The sequence below is a fragment of the Frigidibacter sp. MR17.14 genome (genome assembly GCF_037095735.1).
Taxonomy (GTDB): domain Bacteria; phylum Pseudomonadota; class Alphaproteobacteria; order Rhodobacterales; family Rhodobacteraceae; genus Frigidibacter.
In genome coordinates this window covers 965,788-984,197 of the sequence record NZ_JBAWKD010000001.1, presented here as the reverse complement: position 1 = coordinate 984,197, position 18,410 = coordinate 965,788, and the positions used below count along the sequence as shown (strand labels likewise).

Below are 18,410 nucleotides of genomic sequence, written 5' to 3'. Positions count from 1 at the left end.
GGTGACGCTCCGCGGCCGGCCTGCCGAAAGGCGGGCCGGCCCTTGCTTTGCGGGGACCGGCGGGTTAGGCGCGCTTTGACAGGCGCGGCGGACCCTTAGGGACCGGGCAGCAGGCGGGCCGGCACCGGCATTGGGGAATTCGATGGCCAAACGGGATTACTACGAAATTCTGGGAGTCTCGAAGGGCGCCTCGGCCGACGAGATCAAGAAGGGCTTTCGCCAGAAGGCGAAGGAGCTGCACCCGGACCGCAACCAGGACAATCCGGACGCCGAGGCCAAGTTCAAGGAAGTGAACGAAGCCTATGACGTCCTGAAGGACGACAACAAGAAGGCGGCCTACGACCGCTACGGCCACGCCGCCTTCGAGGGCGGCATGGGCGGCGGGCGCGGCCCCGGCGGCTTCAACGGCGGCCAGGGCGATTTCGCCTCGGCCTTCTCGGACGTGTTCGAGGATCTCTTCGGCGACTTCATGGGCGGGCGCGGCCAAGGCGGCGGCGGTGGGCGTTCGCGCGCCCAGCGCGGCTCGGACCTGCGCTACAACCTGCGCGTCACGCTCGAGGAAGCCTTCACCGGCGCCCAGAAGCAGATCAACGTGCCCTCGTCGGTCACCTGCCAGGGCTGCTCTGGCACCGGCGCCGAAGGCGGCGCCGAGCCGGCGGTCTGCCCGACCTGTTCGGGCATGGGCAAGGTCCGCGCTCAGCAGGGCTTCTTCACGGTCGAGCGCACCTGCCCGACCTGCGGCGGCCTCGGCCAGACGATCAAGAACCCCTGCAAGGTCTGCCACGGCGCCGGCCGGGTGGAAAAGGACCGCGCGCTGTCGGTCAACATCCCCGCGGGGGTGGAGACCGGCACCCGTATCCGGCTTGCCGGCGAGGGCGAGGCCGGTCTGCGCGGCGGCCCCTCGGGTGATCTCTACATCTTCCTCGAGGTGCGCGAGCACGCGCTCTTCCAGCGTGACGGCCAGACGCTCTATTGCCGGGTGCCGGTGGGCATGGTCGATGCCGCGCTTGGTGGCGAGGTCGAGGTGCCGACGATCGACGGCGGCCGAAGCCGGGTGAAGATCCCCGCCGGCAGCCAGACCGGCCGGCAGATGCGCCTGCGCGGCAAGGGCATGCCCGCCCTGCGCGGCGGCGGCACCGGCGACATGCTGATCGAGCTTGCGGTCGAGACGCCGGTGAACCTGACCGCGCGCCAGAAGGACCTGCTGCGCGAGTTCGACCGGCTGAGCGAGGACAACAACCCCGAAAGCTCGTCATTCTTCTCGAAGGTGAAGAGCTTCTGGGACGGCATGAAGAACTGACGGTCCGGGGCCAGACCGGCCCCGGCGCGCTTTCGGCTTGGCCCAATACTCCGGGGGTGAGCGGGCATAGCCCGCGAGGGGGCAGCGCCCCCTCCTCCCCCCGCTCATTTTAAACTTCTCTTAACCATCCCGCGCGAGGCTCAACGCATGAGCCCGCACCGCCCCGGCCTTTCCGACGCGCAGGCCCGCTTCTCGCTTGGCGACGAGGCGGACGAGGCCGAACAGCCCGCTCTTGCGCCCGGCAGCCGCTTGCCCAGCTACATCCGCGACCACCGCGCCCGTCTGCGGCAACGGTTTTCCGAGGGCGGCGCCGCGGCGCTGCCCGATTACGAACTGCTCGAACTGCTGCTGTTCCGCACCCTGCCCCGCATCGACGTCAAGCCGCTTGCCCGGCGGCTGATCGACCGCTTCGGCGACCTCGCCGGCGTGCTCGCCGCGCCCGAGGCGCAACTGACCGCGGTCGAGGGCGCGGGGCCTTCCGTCGCGCAGGATCTTGCGATCGTCGCCGCCGCCGCGCGGCGGATGACCCGCGCGCGGGTGATGAACCGGCAGGTGATCTCGTCCTGGGACGCGCTTCTGGACTATTGCCACATGACCATGGCGCATCGCGAGACCGAGCAGTTCCGGATCCTGTTCCTCGACCGGCGCAACACGCTGATCGCGGACGAGGAACAGGCCCGCGGCACGGTCGATCACGTCCCGGTCTACCCGCGCGAGGTCGTGAAGCGCGCGCTCGAACTGAACGCCTCGGCGCTGATCCTCGTGCACAACCACCCTTCGGGGGATCCGACGCCGTCGCCGCAGGACATCGCGATGACCGGCCAGATCCGCGCGGCGGCCGAGGCATTGGGGATTCAGATCCACGACCACCTGATCATCGGCCGCTCGCGCGAGACGAGCTTCCGGTCCGAGGGGCTGCTCTAGCCCGCTTCGGCCAGACGCTGCGGGCCCAGCGTGCCCAGCGGCAGCAGCACCCAGGCGGGATCGCCGCCGCAGGCCGGCAGCGACAGCGACAGCGGGACCGCGCGCAGCGCGGCGCCCACCGGGGCCGACAGCGCCTCGGCCGCAAGCGGGCGGCCGCAGACGCCGGGGCCGCTCAACGCCTCGAGCTCGAGCCGGGCCGCGCCTTCGCCCGACGGCGCGAGGTAGAGCGCGGTCAGCATCTCGCCGGGCTCGTCGGCATCGCCCAGCAGGAACAGCCGCCCCCGCGCACCGCCACCGTTGGCGCCCCGCGCTGCGCGCAGGTGGCCGGGGGCGCCGAATTCGGCGCGGTTCTCGTAGACGTTCAGCGCCAGCGCCTCGCCCGCCTGCCAGCGCAGCCCGGCAATCGCGCGGGTGCCGGCCTGGGTCGCGATCGTCGCAACCTCGCGCAGCCGCCCGTCGGGCAGGCGCAGGCGGACGACCGCCGTGCCCGCCAGCGCCGGCAGCTCGACGAGCGCGCGGCCCGCGGCCGGAACCGTCAGCGCGAAGCCGAGGCTTTCATGGCTGATGAAGACCCGGCGCCCGGCAAGGCACTCCGCCTTGATCGACAGGGTCAGCACCGCCTTGCGGGCGCCCAGCCGCAGCGACGGCTCGCAGGGGCCACCCTCGTCGGGCAGGGCGGCCAGCACGGGTGGCAGACCTGCGCCGCGCGCCACCTTCGCGAGGTCGCCCGGCACGGCCAGCACCGGCACCAGCCGCATCGAGGGGCCATGCAGTGGCGCCGAGACCTCGGTGATGCCCACCGGCAGCGCATGCGGCCGCGGCCCGGGCCGCGCGATCAGCGCGCCGCACCAGGCGATAGCCAGGGCCAGCGCCAGGCCGCAGGCCGGCCCCGCCATCCGTCTCACCGTGATCCTGCGTCGCATGCTGCTCTCCGCGACCTCTTGATTGCAATCAGGGATAGATCCCGATTCCGGCACAGGCGAGGCAGCAGCATGGCGGTTCGCGGATGGGTTGCAGACAGCGCGACACACGCGCCACCGCAAACGAAAACGGCGGAGGGTCTCCCCTCCGCCGTCGTCTCGCGTCATGGCGGGCCGGTCAGGCCAGCTTGCCGTGGCAGTGCTTGAACTTCTCGCCCGAGCCGCAGGGGCAGGGATCGTTGCGCGACGGCTCGCCCCAGGTCGCGGGATCGGCCTCGTCGAAGCCGGGGCGGGCCAGCGCCGGCGCCGCCATCGGGGCGCGCAGGGCCTCGGCCAGCGCGGCGGCGACCTCGGGCCCCTCGGGAGCGTTCTCGGCCTCGGCCGCGGCCAGCGCGGGCTGGGCCCCGGCCTGCACTTCCGCCTGCCCATCGGCCTGCGCCTCGGGCGCCGGGCCGCGGGCCGCCTGCTGCTGGGCCAGGAACTGGCGCATCATCTGCTCCTGCTCTTCCTGGGTCAGCGGGCGCACCTGCGACAGCTTCTGGGTGACCTCGACCCGCAGCCCGTCGAGCAGCGTCTCGAACAGCGCGAAGGCCTCGGTCTTGTATTCCGACAGCGGATCGCGCTGGGCATAGCCGCGGAAGCCGACGACGGAGCGCAGGTGCTCCAGCGTCACCAGATGCTCGCGCCATTTCGCGTCGATGGTCTGCAGCAGCACCTGCTTCTCGATGTTGCGCATCGTCTCGGGACCGAAGGCCGCGGCCTTGTCGGCCATGAAGCGGTCGCTTTCGGTTTCGAGCCGCTCGCGCAGCACCTCCTGATCGACGCCGTCCTCTGCCGCCCAGGCGGCGACCGGCAGGTCGAGCATCAGGATGTCGCGCACTTCTTCCGCCAGTTCGTCCACCGCCCACTGGTCGGCATAGGACTTCGGCGGCGCGTATTCGTCGATCAGGTCGTCGATCACCTGATGGCGCATGTCGGCCGCGATCTCGGACAGGTCCTGCGTCTCCATGATCTCGCGACGCTGGGCGAAGATCGCCTTGCGCTGGTCGTTCATGACGTCGTCGAACTTCAGCAGCTGCTTTCGGATGTCGAAGTTGCGCGCCTCCACCTTGGCCTGCGCGCGCTCCAGCGACTTGTTCACCCAAGGGTGGACGATCGCCTCGCCTTCCTTCATCCCCAGCGTCGAGAGCACCTTTTCCAGCCGCTCGGAGCCGAAGATCCGCATCAGGTCGTCTTCCAGCGACAGGAAGAAGGACGAGCGGCCCGGGTCGCCCTGACGGCCCGACCGGCCGCGCAGCTGGTTGTCGATGCGGCGGCTTTCGTGACGTTCGGTCGCGAGGACGTAAAGCCCGCCCGCCTCCAGCACGATCTTCTTGTCGGCGGCGTGCTCTGCCTCGATGCGGGCCCGCAGCTCGTCGGGATGGGCCTCGGGGTCGGCGGCCAGCGCCTCCATCACCTTCATCTCGACGTTGCCGCCCAGCTGGATGTCGGTGCCGCGGCCGGCCATGTTGGTGGCGATGGTCACCGCGCCCAGCTTGCCAGCCTCGGCGACGATATGCGCCTCCTGTTCGTGCTGGCGGGCGTTCAGGACGTTGTGGGGCACCTTCGCGGCCGTCAGCAGCTGCGACAGCATCTCGGACTTCTCGATCGAGGTGGTGCCGACGAGGATCGGCTGGCCCTTCTCGTGCGCGACATGGATCGCCTTGACGATCGCCTCGTATTTCTCGCGCGCCGTGCGGTAGACCTGATCGTGCTCGTCGATCCGCTGCACCGGGCGGTTGGTCGGAACCTCGACCACGCCCAGCTTGTAGATCTCCATGAACTCCTCGGCCTCGGTGGCCGCGGTGCCGGTCATGCCGGCCAGCTTGCCGTAAAGGCGGAAGTAGTTCTGGAAGGTCACGCTGGCGAGCGTCACGTTTTCCGGCTGGACGGTGACGCCTTCCTTGGCCTCGATCGCCTGATGCAGGCCATCGGACAGGCGGCGGCCCTTCATCATCCGGCCGGTGAATTCGTCGATCAGCATCACCTCGCCGTCGCGCACGATGTAGTGCTGGTCCTTCAGGAACAGCTTGTGGGCGCGCAGGGCCTGGGTGACATGGTGGACGATCGTCGTCGACTCGGGGTCATAGAGCGTCTGGCCCGCGGGCAGCACGCCCGTGGCCTGCAGGCGCTTCTCGAGGTATTCGTTGCCTTCCTCGGTATAGGTCGCCTGGCGCTGCTTCTCGTCCAGCGTGAAGTGCTCTTCGGTCAGCTCGGGGATGAACTGGTCGAGGGTCTTGTAAAGCTCGGACCGGTCCTGCGAGGGGCCGGAGATGATCAGCGGCGTCCGCGCCTCGTCGACAAGGATCGAGTCGACCTCGTCGACGATCGCGAAGAAGTGGCCGCGCTGGGCCATCTCTTCGACCGAGTTCTTCATGTTGTCGCGAAGATAGTCGAAGCCCAGCTCGTTGTTCGTCGCATAGGTGATGTCGGCGCGATAGGCGGCGCGCTTTTCGGCATCCTGCTGGAACGGCACGACGACGCCGGTGGTCAGGCCCAGCTGGGCATAGACCTTGCTCATCCATTCCGCGTCGCGCTTGGCGAGGTAGTCGTTGACCGTGACGACGTGCACGCCCTTGCCGGCCAGCGCGTTCAGGTAGACCGGGAAGGTCGCCATCAGCGTCTTGCCCTCGCCGGTCTTCATCTCGGCGATGTTGCCCTGATGCAGGAAGATCCCTGCCATCAGCTGCACGTCGAAGGCCCTGAGGCCCAGCGCGCGGCGCGCGCCTTCGCGGCAGTTCGCGAAGGCTTCCGGCAGAAGCTTGTCAAGGCTTTCGCCCTGCGCGTAGCGCTCTTGGAATTCCTTGGTCTTCTGCTTCAGCCCCTCGTCCGAGAGCGCCTGGAATTCGGGTTCCAGTGCGTTGATCTTCGCGACGAGCGGGCGCACGGAACTGACCTTGCGGTCGTTCGGCGTACCGAAGACCTTCCGTGCGAGACTTCCGATGCCCAGCATGCTTTCTCCGGCCTGGCTTCCTGCCCCGGCCTCCCAGCCTGACAGGAACGTGTGACGGGCAGCCTTGCCGCCCCTTCTCACCAAGCCTAGAACGGCGGCAATCGTCGGACGGACGGCCCCCGTGGGGACCCTTGGCGATGTAAGGTCCGCCCGCAATACTGTCAACGCTGCAAGCCTGACGCAGCCCTGCCGGAGTGCACTGATGACCCTGACCGCGACTTCCGCCCGCGCCCTTCTGGCCGGTCTCGCCCTGACCGCCGCGCTGCCCGCGCTGGCCCAGGACACCGCGCCCGCCGCCGCCCCGGCGCCCGCTGCCGACGCCGCCCCGGCCCGCACCGACCTGACCGCCAAGACCGTCGTCGCCACCGTCGACGGCACCGAGATCACGCTGGGCGACATGATCGCGCTGCGCTCGCAGCTGCCGCAGCAATATCTGGCGCTGCCGGACGAGACCCTGTTCCAAGGCGTGCTCGACCAGCTGGTGCAGCAGACCGCGCTGTCGAAGATCGGCGAGGCCGAGCTGACCGCCCGCGACGAGCTGATGCTGAAGACCCAGCGCCTGAGCTACATCGCCGGCATCGCGCTGGACAAGATCGCCACCGCCGCCGTCACCGACGAGGCCGTGAAGAAGCTCTACGACGAGAAATACGCGACGACCGAGCCGGGCACCGAATACAACGCCTCGCACATCCTCGTGCCGACCGAGGACGAGGCCAAGGCGATCAAGGCCGAGATCGACGGCGGCAAGGACTTCGCCGAGGTGGCGAAAGAGAAGTCGACCGGCCCGTCGGGCCCGAATGGCGGTGACCTCGGCTGGTTCGGACCGGGCATGATGGTCGAGCCCTTCGAAAAGGCCGTGATGGCCATGAAGGCGGGCGATGTCTCGGACCCGGTGCAGACCCAGTTCGGCTGGCACATCATCAAGCTGAACGAGACGCGCGACGCCAAGGCCCCGGCGCTGGAAGAGGTCCATGACCAGCTGGCCGCCGAGATTCAGGAAAAGGCCGTGACCGCGGAAATCGCGCGCGTTTCCGCCGCCGCGAAGGTCGAACGCAGCACCGACGGTATTGACCCTTCGGTCCTGAAAGACGACACGATTCTTCCGGAATGACGTGACCGGCCGCTGCCGGTCCGCCCCGATACGGAAAGGACCGGCAGATGGCGAAGAAAGCGAAGGCCGAGGCGAAGAAGCTGAAGGCCAAGGTCGCGAAGCTGAAGACGAAGCTCGCGGCCGCGCAGGAGGCCACGACCCCCACCCTCGAGACGCCCAAGGTGAAGAAGCCGCTGGCCGTCTCGCCCCTTGCCCCCGCGGGCTTCCCGGCGCTGCCGGTGATCGGCGGGGTCGAGTTCGCCGCCGCCGCCGCCGGCGTGCGCTATGCCGGCCGCACCGACGTGATGCTGGCCCGGCTTGCCCCCGGCACCGCGATGGCCGGCACCTTCACCCGCTCGAAGACCCGCGCCGCCTGCGTGCATGACTGCCAGGCCAAGCTCGCGACCAAGGTGCCCGACGGCGCCGGCGCCGCGATCGTGGTGAACTCGGGCAACGCGAACGCCTTCACCGGCGCGAACGGGCAAGAGGCCGTCGACCGGCTGACCGGCGGCGTGGCCGAGGCCCTGGGCGTTCCTGCCAGCCGCGTGTTCTCGTCCTCGACCGGCGTGATCGGCGAGCCGCTGCCCTGGGAGCGAATCACCGCGAAGATCGCGGATCTGAAGGGCCTGCTCGACCCCGAGGGGATCGAGGGCGCGGCCCGCGCGATCATGACCACCGACACCTTCCCGAAAGGCGCCACCGCCGAGATCGCGGGCGAAGGCGGCGCGATCAAGATCGCCGGCATCGCCAAGGGCTCGGGCATGATCGCGCCGGACATGGCCACGATGCTGGTCTACATCTTCACCGATGCCGCCATCGACCCGAAATCGCTGCAGAAGATGGTCTCGCGCCTGACCGACACGACCTTCAACGCGATCACCGTCGACAGCGACACCTCGACCTCGGACGCGCTCTTGATCGCCGCCACCGGCGCCTCGTCGGCGAAGCCGATCACCGACATGCGCTCGAAGGTCGCCAAAGACTTCGAGGCCGCGCTGAAGGCGGTGATGACCGATCTCGCCCACCAGGTCGTGCGCGACGGCGAGGGTGCCACCAAGTTCGTCGAGATCCAGGTGACCGGCGCCTTCTCGGATGCCGATGCCAAGACCGTGGCGATGGCCATCGCCAATTCGCCGCTGGTGAAGACCGCGATCGCGGGCCAGGACGCGAACTGGGGCCGCGTGGTCATGGCCGTGGGCAAATGCGGCGCGCAGGCCGACCGCGACAAGCTGGCGATCCGCTTCGGCGACATCACCGTGGCCGAGAACGGCTGGCGGGCACCTGACTACAGCGAAGAGGCCGCCTCGGCCTACATGAAGAACCAAGAGCTGGTGATCGGCGTCGACATGGGGTTGGGCAAGGGCGCGTTCACCGCCTGGACCTGCGACCTGACCCACGGCTACATCGACATCAACGCCGATTACCGGTCGTGATGACGAAGGTCGTCCTCGTCTCTGCCGTGGCCCTCGTCGATGTCGAGGGCCGCGTGCTTCTGGCGCAGCGCCCGCCCGGCAAGTCGCTGGCGGGCCTGTGGGAATTCCCGGGCGGCAAGGTCGAGCCGGGCGAAAGCCCCGAGGCCGCGCTGATCCGCGAACTGAAGGAAGAGCTGGGCATCGACACCTGGGAAAGCTGCCTTGCGCCGCTGACCTTCGCCAGCCACGCCTACGAGACTTTCCACCTGCTGATGCCGCTCTTTGCCTGCCGCCGCTGGCAGGGGATTCCGCAACCGCGCGAAGGGCAGACGCTGGCCTGGGTGCGGGCGAAGGACCTGACCGACTACCCGATGCCGCCGGCGGACATCCCGCTGATCCCGATCCTGCGCGACTGGCTCTAGCGACTCCGCTTGCAGAACCGGGGGCACTGACGTATATCCCCCTCAACAGCGGCGCTGGCAGGGTCCAAACCTCCAGCCCAACCGGAAATCATGCGGGCCGCTTCGGCCCGCTTTTTTGTTTTCAGGGATCGGATCCATGACCGACCTTATCGCCAAGACCGCGATCGACCGGCGTCTCGCCGAAATCGTCAGCCCCGTGATCGAGGGGCTGGGGTATGAGCTTGTCCGCATCCGCCTGATGGGCGGGCAGACCAAGACCCTGCAGATCATGGCCGACCGCCCCGAGGGCGGCATCGACGTCGACGACTGCGCCAAGATCTCGACCGCGGTGTCGGCGATCATGGACGTCGAGGACCCGATCGAAGAGAACTACCACCTTGAAGTGTCCTCGCCCGGCATCGACCGGCCGCTGACCCGTCTCAAGGATTTCGACATGTGGGAGGGCTACGAGGCCCGTGTCGAGACCTCTGAGCAGATCGACGGGCGCAAGCGCTTCAAGGGCATCATCCGCGGCACCGAGGGTGACGAGGCGCTGATCGAGATCGAGGACCAGGGCGAGCAGGTGGTGATCGGCCTGAACTTCGAGCTTTTGTCCGACGCGAAGCTGATCCTGACCGACGAGCTGATCGCCGAGATGCTGCGCCAGAAGAAGGCGTCGGGCGTCATCGACGAAGACCAGTTCGACGACATCGAAACCGAAGACCCGGCGGATGCCGGCAACCCATCCGAGGAGGCGTGAGCCATGGCCATTACGTCCGCTAACCAGCTCGAGCTGCTGCAAACCGCCGAGGCGGTCGCGCGCGAGAAGATGATCGACCCCGAGCTGGTCATCGAAGCCATGGAGGACAGCCTCGCCCGTGCCGCCAAGTCGCGCTACGGCGCCGAGATGGACATCCGCGTCTCGATCGACCGCAAGACCGGCCGCGCCACCTTCACCCGCGTGCGCACCGTGGTCGAGGAAGAGCTGCTTGAGAACTACCAGGCCGAGCTGACCGTCAAGCAGGCCAAGCAATACCTGGCCGACCCGCAGATCGGCGACGAGATCGTCGACGAGGTGCCGCCGGTCGATCTGGGCCGCATCGCCGCGCAATCCGCCAAGCAGGTGATCCTGCAGAAGGTGCGCGAAGCCGAACGCGACCGCCAGTTCGAGGAGTTCAAGGACCGCAAGGGCTCGATCATCAACGGCATGGTCAAGCGCGAGGAATACGGCAACATCATCGTCGACATCGGCCGCGGGGAAGCCATCCTGCGCCGGAACGAGAAGATCGGCCGCGAAAGCTATCGGCCGAACGACCGGATCCGCTGCTACATCAAGGACGTGCGCCGCGAGCCGCGGGGCCCGCAGGTCTTCCTGTCGCGCACCGACCCGCAGTTCATGGCCGAGCTCTTCAAGATGGAAGTGCCGGAAATCTATGATGGCATCATCGAGATCAAGGCCTGCGCCCGCGATCCCGGGTCGCGCGCCAAGATCGCCGTGATCTCCTATGACAACTCGATCGACCCGGTCGGCGCCTGCGTCGGCATGCGCGGCAGCCGCGTGCAGGCCGTGGTGAACGAGCTTCAGGGCGAGAAGATCGACATCATTCCGTGGAACGAGGATCAGGCCACCTTCCTCGTGAACGCGCTGCAGCCCGCCGAGGTCTCGAAGGTCGTCATCGACGAGGAAGCCGGCAAGATCGAGGTCGTGGTGCCGGACGAGCAGCTGTCGCTTGCCATCGGCCGCCGCGGCCAGAATGTGCGCCTTGCCTCGCAGCTGACCGGTCTCGACATCGACATTCTGACCGAAGCGCAGGAATCCGAGCGTCGTCAGGCCGAATTCGCCAGCCGCACCGGCATGTTCATGGAAGCGCTCGACCTTGACGAGACCTTCGCCCAGCTGCTGGTCGCGGAAGGCTTCACCAACCTCGAGGAAGTCGCCTATGTCGACCTCGACGAGCTTCTGGTGATCGACGGCGTCGACGAGGGCACCGCCGAGGAACTGCAGGCCCGCGCCCGCGACTACATCGAGGCCCAGAACGCCAAGGCGCTTGCCGCGGCAAAAGAACTGGGTGTCGAGGACGCGCTCATTGACTTCGAGGGCCTGACGCCCCAGATGGTGGAAGCGCTCGCGAAGGATGGCGTGAAGACGCTGGAAGACTTCGCCACCTGCGCCGACTGGGAACTGGCCGGCGGCTGGACGACGGTCAACGGCGAGCGCGTCAAGGACGAAGGCATCCTCGAGAAGTTCGACGTCAGCCTCGAAGAGGCGCAACGCCTGGTGATGACCGCCCGTATTTCGCTGGGCTGGGTCGATCCGGCGGAACTGGAAGCCGAGGCGGAAGACGACACCGCCGAGGACGAAGAAGAAGTCTGAGAGAGACACGAGCGATGAGCCGCGGTGGACGCGACAAGGATCGCGACGACCCCGAGCGTCGCTGCATCGTCTCGGGCGAGGTGCAACCGAAGCAGGGTCTGATCCGTTTCGTGATCGGACCCGATGCCGGGGTGGTGCCTGACCTGGCCGGGAAGCTTCCCGGCCGCGGGATCTGGGTGACGGCGGACCGCGCCACGCTCGAGACCGCGATCAAGAAGAATCTGTTCTCGCGCGCCGCGCGGGCACAGGTGACGGTTCCCGAGGGCCTGATCGACACTGTCGAGGCCGGTCTGGTGGAACGCGTCATCAGCCTCATTTCGCTGGCCCGCCGTCCCGGCGGCGCGATCTGCGGCTTCGAGAAGGTGAAGGACTGGCTCGACAAGGGTCAGGCGAAAGTGCTGCTGCAGGCCTCCGACGGTTCGGAGCGAGGAAAGCAGAAGCTCTGGACTCCGCCGGGAGGGCGCTATTTCGGCTGCCTGACCGCCCATGAATTGGGTTTGGCATTCGGTCGCGACTATGCGATACACGCCGCGCTTGCCGCTGGCGGACTCGCCAGTCGTGTAGTAGAGGACGCCGCGAAGCTTCACGGGCTGCGTGGCTCTGACGGCAAGTACGACGGCGGCAGGTCCGCCGGGAAGGATACGACATCGGCATGAGTGATACGGACGGCAAGAAACCCCTTGGGCTCGGCGGCGCTGGGCGTTCCGGTCAGGTGAAGCAGAGCTTCAGCCATGGCCGGACGAAGACCGTGCAGGTCGAGACCAAGCGCAAGCGCGTTGTGGTGCCGACGAAGCCGGGCACGTCCTCGGGCAAGTCCGGCGGCACGGGGCCGCTGGGCGATCCGTCGCGTCGTCCCGCCGGCATCTCCGACGCAGAGATGGAGCGCCGCCTCGCCGCGGTTCGCGCCGCCAAGGCCCGCGAGGCCGAGGAAACCGCGCAGCGCGCCGCCGAAGAGGCCGAGCGCGAGCGTGAGCGCGAACAGCGCCGGGCCGAGATCGAGGCCAAGGAACGCGAAGAGCGCGAACATCAGGAAGCGCTGCGGCTGAAGGCCGAAGAGGACGCCCGCAAGGCCCGCGAGGCCGAGCTGCGCGCCCAGAAGCGTGAAGAGACCCGCGCCAAGCCCGCCGCGACCACCTCGGCCCCGGCCGACCCGGCCGCGGCCGAGGCTGCCGCCTCGCGCGCTGCGACCAAGGGCGTCAGCACCTCGGCCCCGCGCAAGACGGACCGCGAGCGCGAAAGCACCGCGAACGACCGTGATTCGCGCAAGGGCCGCGGTGCGGGTGGCGAAGATCGCCGCTCGGGCAAGCTGAGCCTGAACGACGCGCTCGCCGGTGGCGAGGGCGGTCGCACCCGCTCGCTCGCCGCGATGAAGCGCAAGCAGGAAAAGGCGCGTCAGAAGGCCATGGGCTTCGGCCAGAAGGCCGAGAAGATGGTCCGCGACGTCCAGCTGCCGGAAACCATCGTCGTGCAGGAACTGGCCAACCGGATGGCGGAACGCGCCGCCGACGTGGTCAAGAGCCTGATGAAGATGGGCATGATGGTCTCGATGAACCAGGCCATCGACGCCGACACGGCCGAGCTGGTGATCGAGGAATTCGGCCACCGCGCGGTCCGCGTGTCGGATGCCGACGTGGAACAGGTCATCGACTCGGTCAAGGACAAGGACGAGGACTTGGTCGCCCGCCCGCCGATCATCACGATCATGGGCCATGTCGACCACGGCAAGACCTCGCTTCTGGACGCGATCCGCAAGACCTCGGTCGTGTCGGGCGAAGCCGGCGGCATCACCCAGCACATCGGCGCCTATCAGGTGACGACGGACAACGGCTCGGTGCTGACCTTCCTCGACACCCCCGGTCACGCGGCCTTCACTTCGATGCGGGCCCGCGGCGCGAATGTCACCGACATCGTGGTGCTGGTCGTTGCGGCGGATGACGCCGTGATGCCGCAGACGGTCGAGGCGATCAACCACGCCAAGGCCGCCAAGGTGCCGATGATCGTCGCGATCAACAAATGCGACAAGCCGGACGCCAACCCGCAGAAGGTCCGCACGGACCTGCTGCAGCATGAAGTCGTGGTCGAAGAGATGGGCGGCGACGTGCTGACCGTCGAAGTTTCGGCCAAGACCGGCAAGGGCCTGGACAACCTGCTGGAAAACATCGCGCTGCAGGCAGAGATCCTCGACCTGCGGGCCAACCCGAAGCGGGCGGCCATGGGCGCGGTGATCGAAGCCAAGCTCGACGTGGGCCGTGGGCCCGTGGCGACGGTGCTGGTTCAGCACGGCACCCTGCGCAAGGGCGACATCTTCGTCGTCGGCGAGCAGTGGGGCAAGGTGCGCGCGCTGATCAACGACAAGGGCGAGCGCGTCGACGAGGCGGGTCCGTCCGTCCCGGTCGAGGTTCTGGGTCTTAACGGCACACCGGCCGCCGGTGACGTCGTGAACGTCGTGGAAACCGAAGCCCAGGCGCGCGAGATCGCGGATTACCGCGAGCAGACGACCAAGGACAAGCGCGCCGCCGCCGGTGCCGCCACCACGCTCGAGCAGCTGATGGCCAAGCACAAGGCCGACAAGAACGTCTCTGAGCTGCCGGTGGTGGTGAAGGCCGACGTTCAGGGCTCGGCCGAGGCGATCGTCCAGGCGCTCGAGAAGATCGGCAACGACGAGGTCCGCGTGCGGGTTCTGCATTCGGGCGTCGGCGCGATCACCGAAAGCGACATCGGCCTGGCCGAAGCCTCGGGTGCGCCGGTCATCGGGTTCAACGTCCGCGCCAACGCTCCGGCGCGCGCGGCGGCGAACCAGAAGGGTGTCGAGATCCGCTACTACTCGATCATCTACGATCTGGTCGACGACCTGAAGCAGGCTGCCTCGGGGATGCTCAAGAAAGAGATCCGCGAGAACTTCATCGGCTATGCCGAGATCCGCGAAACCTTCCGCGTGTCGAACGTGGGCATGGTCGCCGGCTGTCTCGTCACCGAGGGCGTGGCCCGTCGTTCGGCCGGCGTCCGCCTGCTGCGCGACAACGTGGTGATCCACGAGGGCACGCTGAAGACGCTGAAGCGCTTTAAGGACGAGGTGAAGGAAGTCATCTCGGGCCAGGAATGCGGCATGGCGTTCGAGCATTACGAAGACATCCGCAAGGGCGATGTCATCGAGATCTTCGAGCGGGAAGAGGTCGAGCGCACGCTCGCCTGATCCTGCCGGACAGAACCGAAAAGCCCCGCCAGAGCGATCTGGCGGGGCTTTTTGCTGTTCAGGTCCGCGGGTCAGCCCCCCCGGACAAGAAAAAAGGGGAGCCGCGGCTCCCCTTTCTCTTGGCTTCAAAGACCGGACCGTCCTCCCTCAGTCGGTCTTCTTCGCCACCGGGCTACCCACGTAGACGCGCTCCCCAACGCGCACGCGGATCTTGCCGTTTTCCAGCTGCCCGTCGAAAATTCCCTGAACGGAGACGCAGCTCCCAACCGTAATCGTTCTCAGCATCGACCGTCTCCCCAGCGAAGGTCAGTTTCTGTTCTGCTCAGCTTTTGGTCCCCAAGCTCAGCCCCGTGCCTTCATTGTTGCCACAAAATGGATACATACGACAAGAAGAAAATTGCGCGAATGGTAAGCACCACGTTATTTTGCTGCGCCGCAGAAGCGGTTCGGCTTCCGCGATCTGGAGGCGGATGAAAAAGGCGAATCGGCGCTGCAATTTCGCAAATTGTTCATCTAACGCATCGGATCGGTGCGCATGCAGCAGAAATTGTTGGAACGTAAACGTTTTCGGAAACTCCAGGCATCTTCGGCCAGCGGGTCGAATCGTTCACGAATCATGGCGAGTCGCCGCAGCAGCATGCCGTTCGGGCGCCCCTTTCGCACCGCGCGACCTGACCAACCATGCCGCGCCCCGCCGCCGCCCCCGGCCCGCGGCCGCGCGGCCGCCCGAGGGCCCCGGCGGGGGCGGCCTCATTCGAAAGGCCGGCCCCAGCGGGACCCCGTTGACCGCCGCGCGCCAAGCGCTCAAAATCCGGGTTCAGGGAAGAGGCAGAGATCAAGCGATGTGCCAGATCTTCGCGGGGCAGGACCCGCACCGTTACGAGACCGTCACCCGGCGGCTGCGCCTGAACGGCCAGTCCACCTCGATCCGGCTCGAACGCGCCTTCTGGCGCATCCTCGACGACATCGCCGCACGCGAGGGCGTCTCGACCCCCTGTTTCATTTCGAAGCTTCACGCAGAGGTGCTCGAGCGCCACGGCGAGGCGAAGAATTTCACCTCGCTCCTGCGCTGCGCCTGCACCATTCACCTGGGCGAGGACCAGCAGCTGTCGGCGATTGCCGCCGAATGACGATTTAGACGCCTGTAGTAGCCCGTTACTACCCGCGCCCATCGCCCGGCTTCTAGTCTGGTCCCGTTACGGACTGGAAGGAGACGGCCAGCATGGCGAAATACATCCACTCGATGATCCGGGTGCTGGACGAAGCGCGGTCGGTGGCGTTCTACGAAGGCTGCTTCGGCCTCAAGGTCGCCGAGCGGCTCGATTTCGACAGCTTTACGCTGATCTACCTCGCGAATGACGAAAGCGAGACCGAGCTTGAGCTGACGGTGAACAAGGGCCGGACCGAACCCTATGACCTCGGCGATGGCTACGGCCATGTCGCCTTCTCGGTCGAGGACGTCGACGCGCTGCATGCCCGGCTCGAGGCCGAGGGCTTCGCCCCCCGCAAGCTGGTCGATTTCGCCCCCGGCGGCGAGGTGATCGCGCGCTTCTTCTTCATCGCCGATCCCGACGGCTACCAGATCGAGGTCCTGAAACGGGCCGGACGCTACAAGTAATGGCCCCGTGACGGCCGGGGGAGCGGCCGTCCGGGGAGAAGACCAGGGAGGAGGAACCCATGTCGAACCTGAGCAAGTCGGGGCTGACCCGGCGTGCGCTGCTGTCGCGCGCCGCGGCGGCAGGCGCCCTGACCGTTGTGGGGGCGGGCTTCATCGCCGCGCCCGATGCCGCCTGGGCGGTCGAGGTCACCCAGATCAGCGAACACGAGATGGCGACGCTGTTGCAGATGGCGCGCGACATCTATCCGCATGACCGCGTCGCCGACCGCTTCTACGCGGTCGCGGTCAAGGGCTATGACAGCGCCGAGAAGAAGGCCGCCGTCGCCGAAGGCATCGCGCGGCTGGACGCTGCCGCCAAGGGTGCGGGCCATGCCGATTACCTGAGCACCCCGTGGGAGGCCGAGCGTGTGGCGATCCTGCGCGGGCTTGAAGACAGCGCCTTCTTTCAGACCGTCCGCGGCGGGCTGGTGACCGGGCTTTATAACCAGAAAGAGCTCTGGCCGATCTTCGGCTACGAGGGCGAGTCCTATTCGAAGGGCGGCTACATCAACCGCGGCTTCGACGACATCGACTGGCTCTGAGGGGGGATCACCATGGCAAATGCAGCGAAATTCGACCTCACCGACGACAGCGTGGTGGTGGTCGTCGGCTCGGGCTCGGGCGGCGGGGTGCTGGCGAACGAGCTGGCGCAGAAGGGCGTGAAGGTCGTCGTTCTGGAAGCCGGCGGGCGCTACCTGCCCGAGGATTACGTCAACGACGAATGGGAAAGCTTCGGGCAGCTCGCCTGGGTCGAGCCGCGCACCACGTCGGGCGACTGGCGGGTGGCCAAGGACTTCGCCGGGCTGCCGGCCTGGATCGTGAAGGCGGTCGGCGGCACCTCGATCCACTGGGCCGGCGCGTCCCTGCGCTTCCAGGAGCACGAGTGGAAGGCCAAGACCAACTACGGCACGGTCGAGGGCGCGAGCCTGCTGGACTGGCCGCTGGACGGCGCCGAGATGGCGCCCTGGTATGACAAGGCCGAGGCGAAGCTGGGCGTGGCCGGCGTCGGTGGCCGGCCGCGGCTGCCGGGCAACAACAACTACAAGGTCCTCGAGAAGGGGGCGCTCGCGCTCGGCTACAAGGAGGTCCATACCGGCAACATGGCGATCAACTCGGTCGAATATGACGACCGGATCTCGTGCCAGCAGACCGGCTTCTGCTTCCAGGGCTGCAAATGGGGCGCCAAGTGGTCGGCGGCCTATACCGACATCCCGCGCGGCGAGGCCACCGGCAACATGGAGGTGCGCGACAATGCCCATGTCGCGCGGATCCTGCATGACGACAGCGGCAAGGTTACCGGCGTCGAGTATTTCGACAAGGCCGGCGCGCTGCAGATGCAGAAAGCGCGGATCGTCTGCGTGGCGGGCAACAGCTTCGAAAGCCCGCGGCTGCTGCTGAACTCGCACAGCTCGATGTTCCCGAACGGGCTCGCCAACAGCTCGGACCAGGTCGGGCGCAACTACATGCGCCATACCACCGGCTCGGTCTATGGGGTCTTCGACAGGCCGGTGAAGATGTGGCGCGGCACCACCATGGCCGGCATCGTCCGCGACGAGGCCCGCCACGACCCCTCGCGCGGCTTCGTCGGCGGGTATGAGCTGGAAACGCTGAGCCTGGGCCTGCCGTTCATGGCCGCCTTCCTCGATCCCGGCGCCTGGGGGCGCGAGTTCACCACCGCGCTCGACAGCTACGAGAACATGGCCGGGATGTGGATCGTGGGCGAGGACATGCCCCAGGCCACCAACCGCGTCACCCTGTCCGACAAGGAGGACGCCTTCGGCCTGCGCGTCGCCAACGTCAACTTCTCGGACCATCCGAACGACGTGGCGATGCGCAACCATGCCTATGCGACCGGGCAGGCGATCTACAAGGCGGTCGGCGCGACGCGGACGATGCCGACCCCGCCCTATCCCTCGACCCACAACCTCGGCACCAACCGGATGTCCGAAAAGCCCGAGGACGGCGTCGTCGATCGCAACGGCCGTGCCCATGACGTGCCGAACCTGTTCGTCAGCGACGGCAGCCAGTTCACCACCGGCGCCGCCGAGAACCCGACGCTGACCATCGTGGCGCTGGCGATCCGGCAGGCCGAGCACATCGCGAAAGAGATGTCGGCCCGCAACATCTGACGCTGCCCTCCTCGGCAG

Annotated in this window: 16 protein-coding genes; 13 read left to right on the top strand and 3 right to left on the bottom strand. The window is 67.6% G+C overall.

Annotation, left to right across the window (positions count from 1 at the left end; genetic code table 11):
- Window positions 1-142 precede the first annotated feature (142 nt).
- Both dnaJ and radC read left to right on the top strand, forming a co-directional pair.
- Entirely contained in the window at window positions 143-1,300 is a 1,158-nt protein-coding gene (dnaJ, locus tag V8J36_RS04625; protein WP_336466066.1) for a molecular chaperone DnaJ, read from the top strand.
- A 147-nt stretch (window positions 1,301-1,447) separates the two neighbouring features.
- Complete coding sequence (gene radC, locus V8J36_RS04620) at window positions 1,448-2,224, top strand: RadC family protein (RefSeq protein ID WP_336466065.1); 777 nt, start codon at window positions 1,448-1,450, stop codon at window positions 2,222-2,224.
- Here the strand turns inward: radC and V8J36_RS04615 are convergent.
- Window positions 2,221-3,147, bottom strand: coding sequence for a hypothetical protein (locus V8J36_RS04615; RefSeq protein WP_336466064.1), 927 nt, complete (start codon window positions 3,145-3,147; stop codon window positions 2,221-2,223). The two genes, radC and V8J36_RS04615, sit on opposite strands and share 4 nt — an antisense overlap.
- Window positions 3,148-3,322: 175 nt before the next feature.
- A complete protein-coding gene (gene secA / locus V8J36_RS04610; RefSeq protein WP_336466063.1) occupies window positions 3,323-6,136 on the bottom strand; it encodes a preprotein translocase subunit SecA in 2,814 nt (937 codons plus the stop codon).
- Window positions 6,137-6,338: 202 nt separating this feature from the next.
- Between secA and V8J36_RS04605 the strand changes: the two genes are divergently transcribed.
- The 7 genes from V8J36_RS04605 to infB all read left to right on the top strand — a co-directional run bounded on the left by V8J36_RS04605 (window position 6,339) and on the right by infB (window position 14,606).
- Window positions 6,339-7,247 (top strand): peptidylprolyl isomerase, encoded by a 909-nt coding sequence (locus V8J36_RS04605; protein WP_336466062.1) that lies wholly within the window; start codon window positions 6,339-6,341, stop codon window positions 7,245-7,247.
- A gap of 47 nt (window positions 7,248-7,294) precedes the next feature.
- A complete protein-coding gene (gene argJ, locus V8J36_RS04600) occupies window positions 7,295-8,659 on the top strand; it encodes a bifunctional glutamate N-acetyltransferase/amino-acid acetyltransferase ArgJ (protein WP_336466061.1) in 1,365 nt (454 codons plus the stop codon).
- On the top strand, window positions 8,659-9,060 hold the full coding sequence (locus tag V8J36_RS04595; protein WP_336466060.1) for a (deoxy)nucleoside triphosphate pyrophosphohydrolase: 402 nt from the start codon (window positions 8,659-8,661) through the stop codon (window positions 9,058-9,060). The genes argJ and V8J36_RS04595 overlap by 1 nt, the downstream gene beginning before the upstream one ends.
- 136 nt (window positions 9,061-9,196) lie before the next feature.
- On the top strand, window positions 9,197-9,799 hold the full coding sequence (gene rimP / locus V8J36_RS04590; RefSeq protein WP_336466059.1) for a ribosome maturation factor RimP: 603 nt from the start codon (window positions 9,197-9,199) through the stop codon (window positions 9,797-9,799).
- Between the two features lie 3 nt (window positions 9,800-9,802).
- Window positions 9,803-11,413 (top strand): transcription termination factor NusA, encoded by a 1,611-nt coding sequence (nusA, locus tag V8J36_RS04585; RefSeq protein WP_336466058.1) that lies wholly within the window; start codon window positions 9,803-9,805, stop codon window positions 11,411-11,413.
- A gap of 14 nt (window positions 11,414-11,427) precedes the next feature.
- A complete protein-coding gene (locus tag V8J36_RS04580; RefSeq protein WP_336466057.1) occupies window positions 11,428-12,069 on the top strand; it encodes an RNA-binding protein in 642 nt (213 codons plus the stop codon).
- A complete protein-coding gene (gene infB / locus V8J36_RS04575; RefSeq protein ID WP_336466056.1) occupies window positions 12,066-14,606 on the top strand; it encodes a translation initiation factor IF-2 in 2,541 nt (846 codons plus the stop codon). Before V8J36_RS04580 ends, infB begins: the two co-directional genes overlap by 4 nt.
- A gap of 147 nt (window positions 14,607-14,753) precedes the next feature.
- Here infB and V8J36_RS04570 read toward each other — a convergent pair whose 3' ends face one another.
- Window positions 14,754-14,891, bottom strand: a complete 138-nt coding sequence (locus V8J36_RS04570; protein ID WP_336466055.1) for a hypothetical protein — start codon at window positions 14,889-14,891, stop codon at window positions 14,754-14,756.
- A gap of 557 nt (window positions 14,892-15,448) precedes the next feature.
- Here V8J36_RS04570 and V8J36_RS04565 point away from each other — a divergent pair.
- The 4 genes from V8J36_RS04565 to V8J36_RS04550 all read left to right on the top strand — a co-directional run bounded on the left by V8J36_RS04565 (window position 15,449) and on the right by V8J36_RS04550 (window position 18,392).
- Window positions 15,449-15,736 (top strand): ribbon-helix-helix domain-containing protein, encoded by a 288-nt coding sequence (locus V8J36_RS04565; protein WP_336466054.1) that lies wholly within the window; start codon window positions 15,449-15,451, stop codon window positions 15,734-15,736.
- Window positions 15,737-15,828: 92 nt separating this feature from the next.
- Window positions 15,829-16,224 carry a VOC family protein gene (locus tag V8J36_RS04560; protein ID WP_336466053.1) on the top strand — a complete coding sequence of 132 codons (396 nt, stop codon included), beginning with the start codon at window positions 15,829-15,831 and terminating at the stop codon, window positions 16,222-16,224.
- A 59-nt stretch (window positions 16,225-16,283) separates the two neighbouring features.
- On the top strand, window positions 16,284-16,805 hold the full coding sequence (locus tag V8J36_RS04555; RefSeq protein WP_336466052.1) for a Twin-arginine translocation pathway signal: 522 nt from the start codon (window positions 16,284-16,286) through the stop codon (window positions 16,803-16,805).
- A gap of 12 nt (window positions 16,806-16,817) precedes the next feature.
- Entirely contained in the window at window positions 16,818-18,392 is a 1,575-nt protein-coding gene (locus tag V8J36_RS04550; protein WP_336466051.1) for a GMC family oxidoreductase, read from the top strand.
- The last annotated feature ends 18 nt before the right edge of the window (window positions 18,393-18,410 follow it).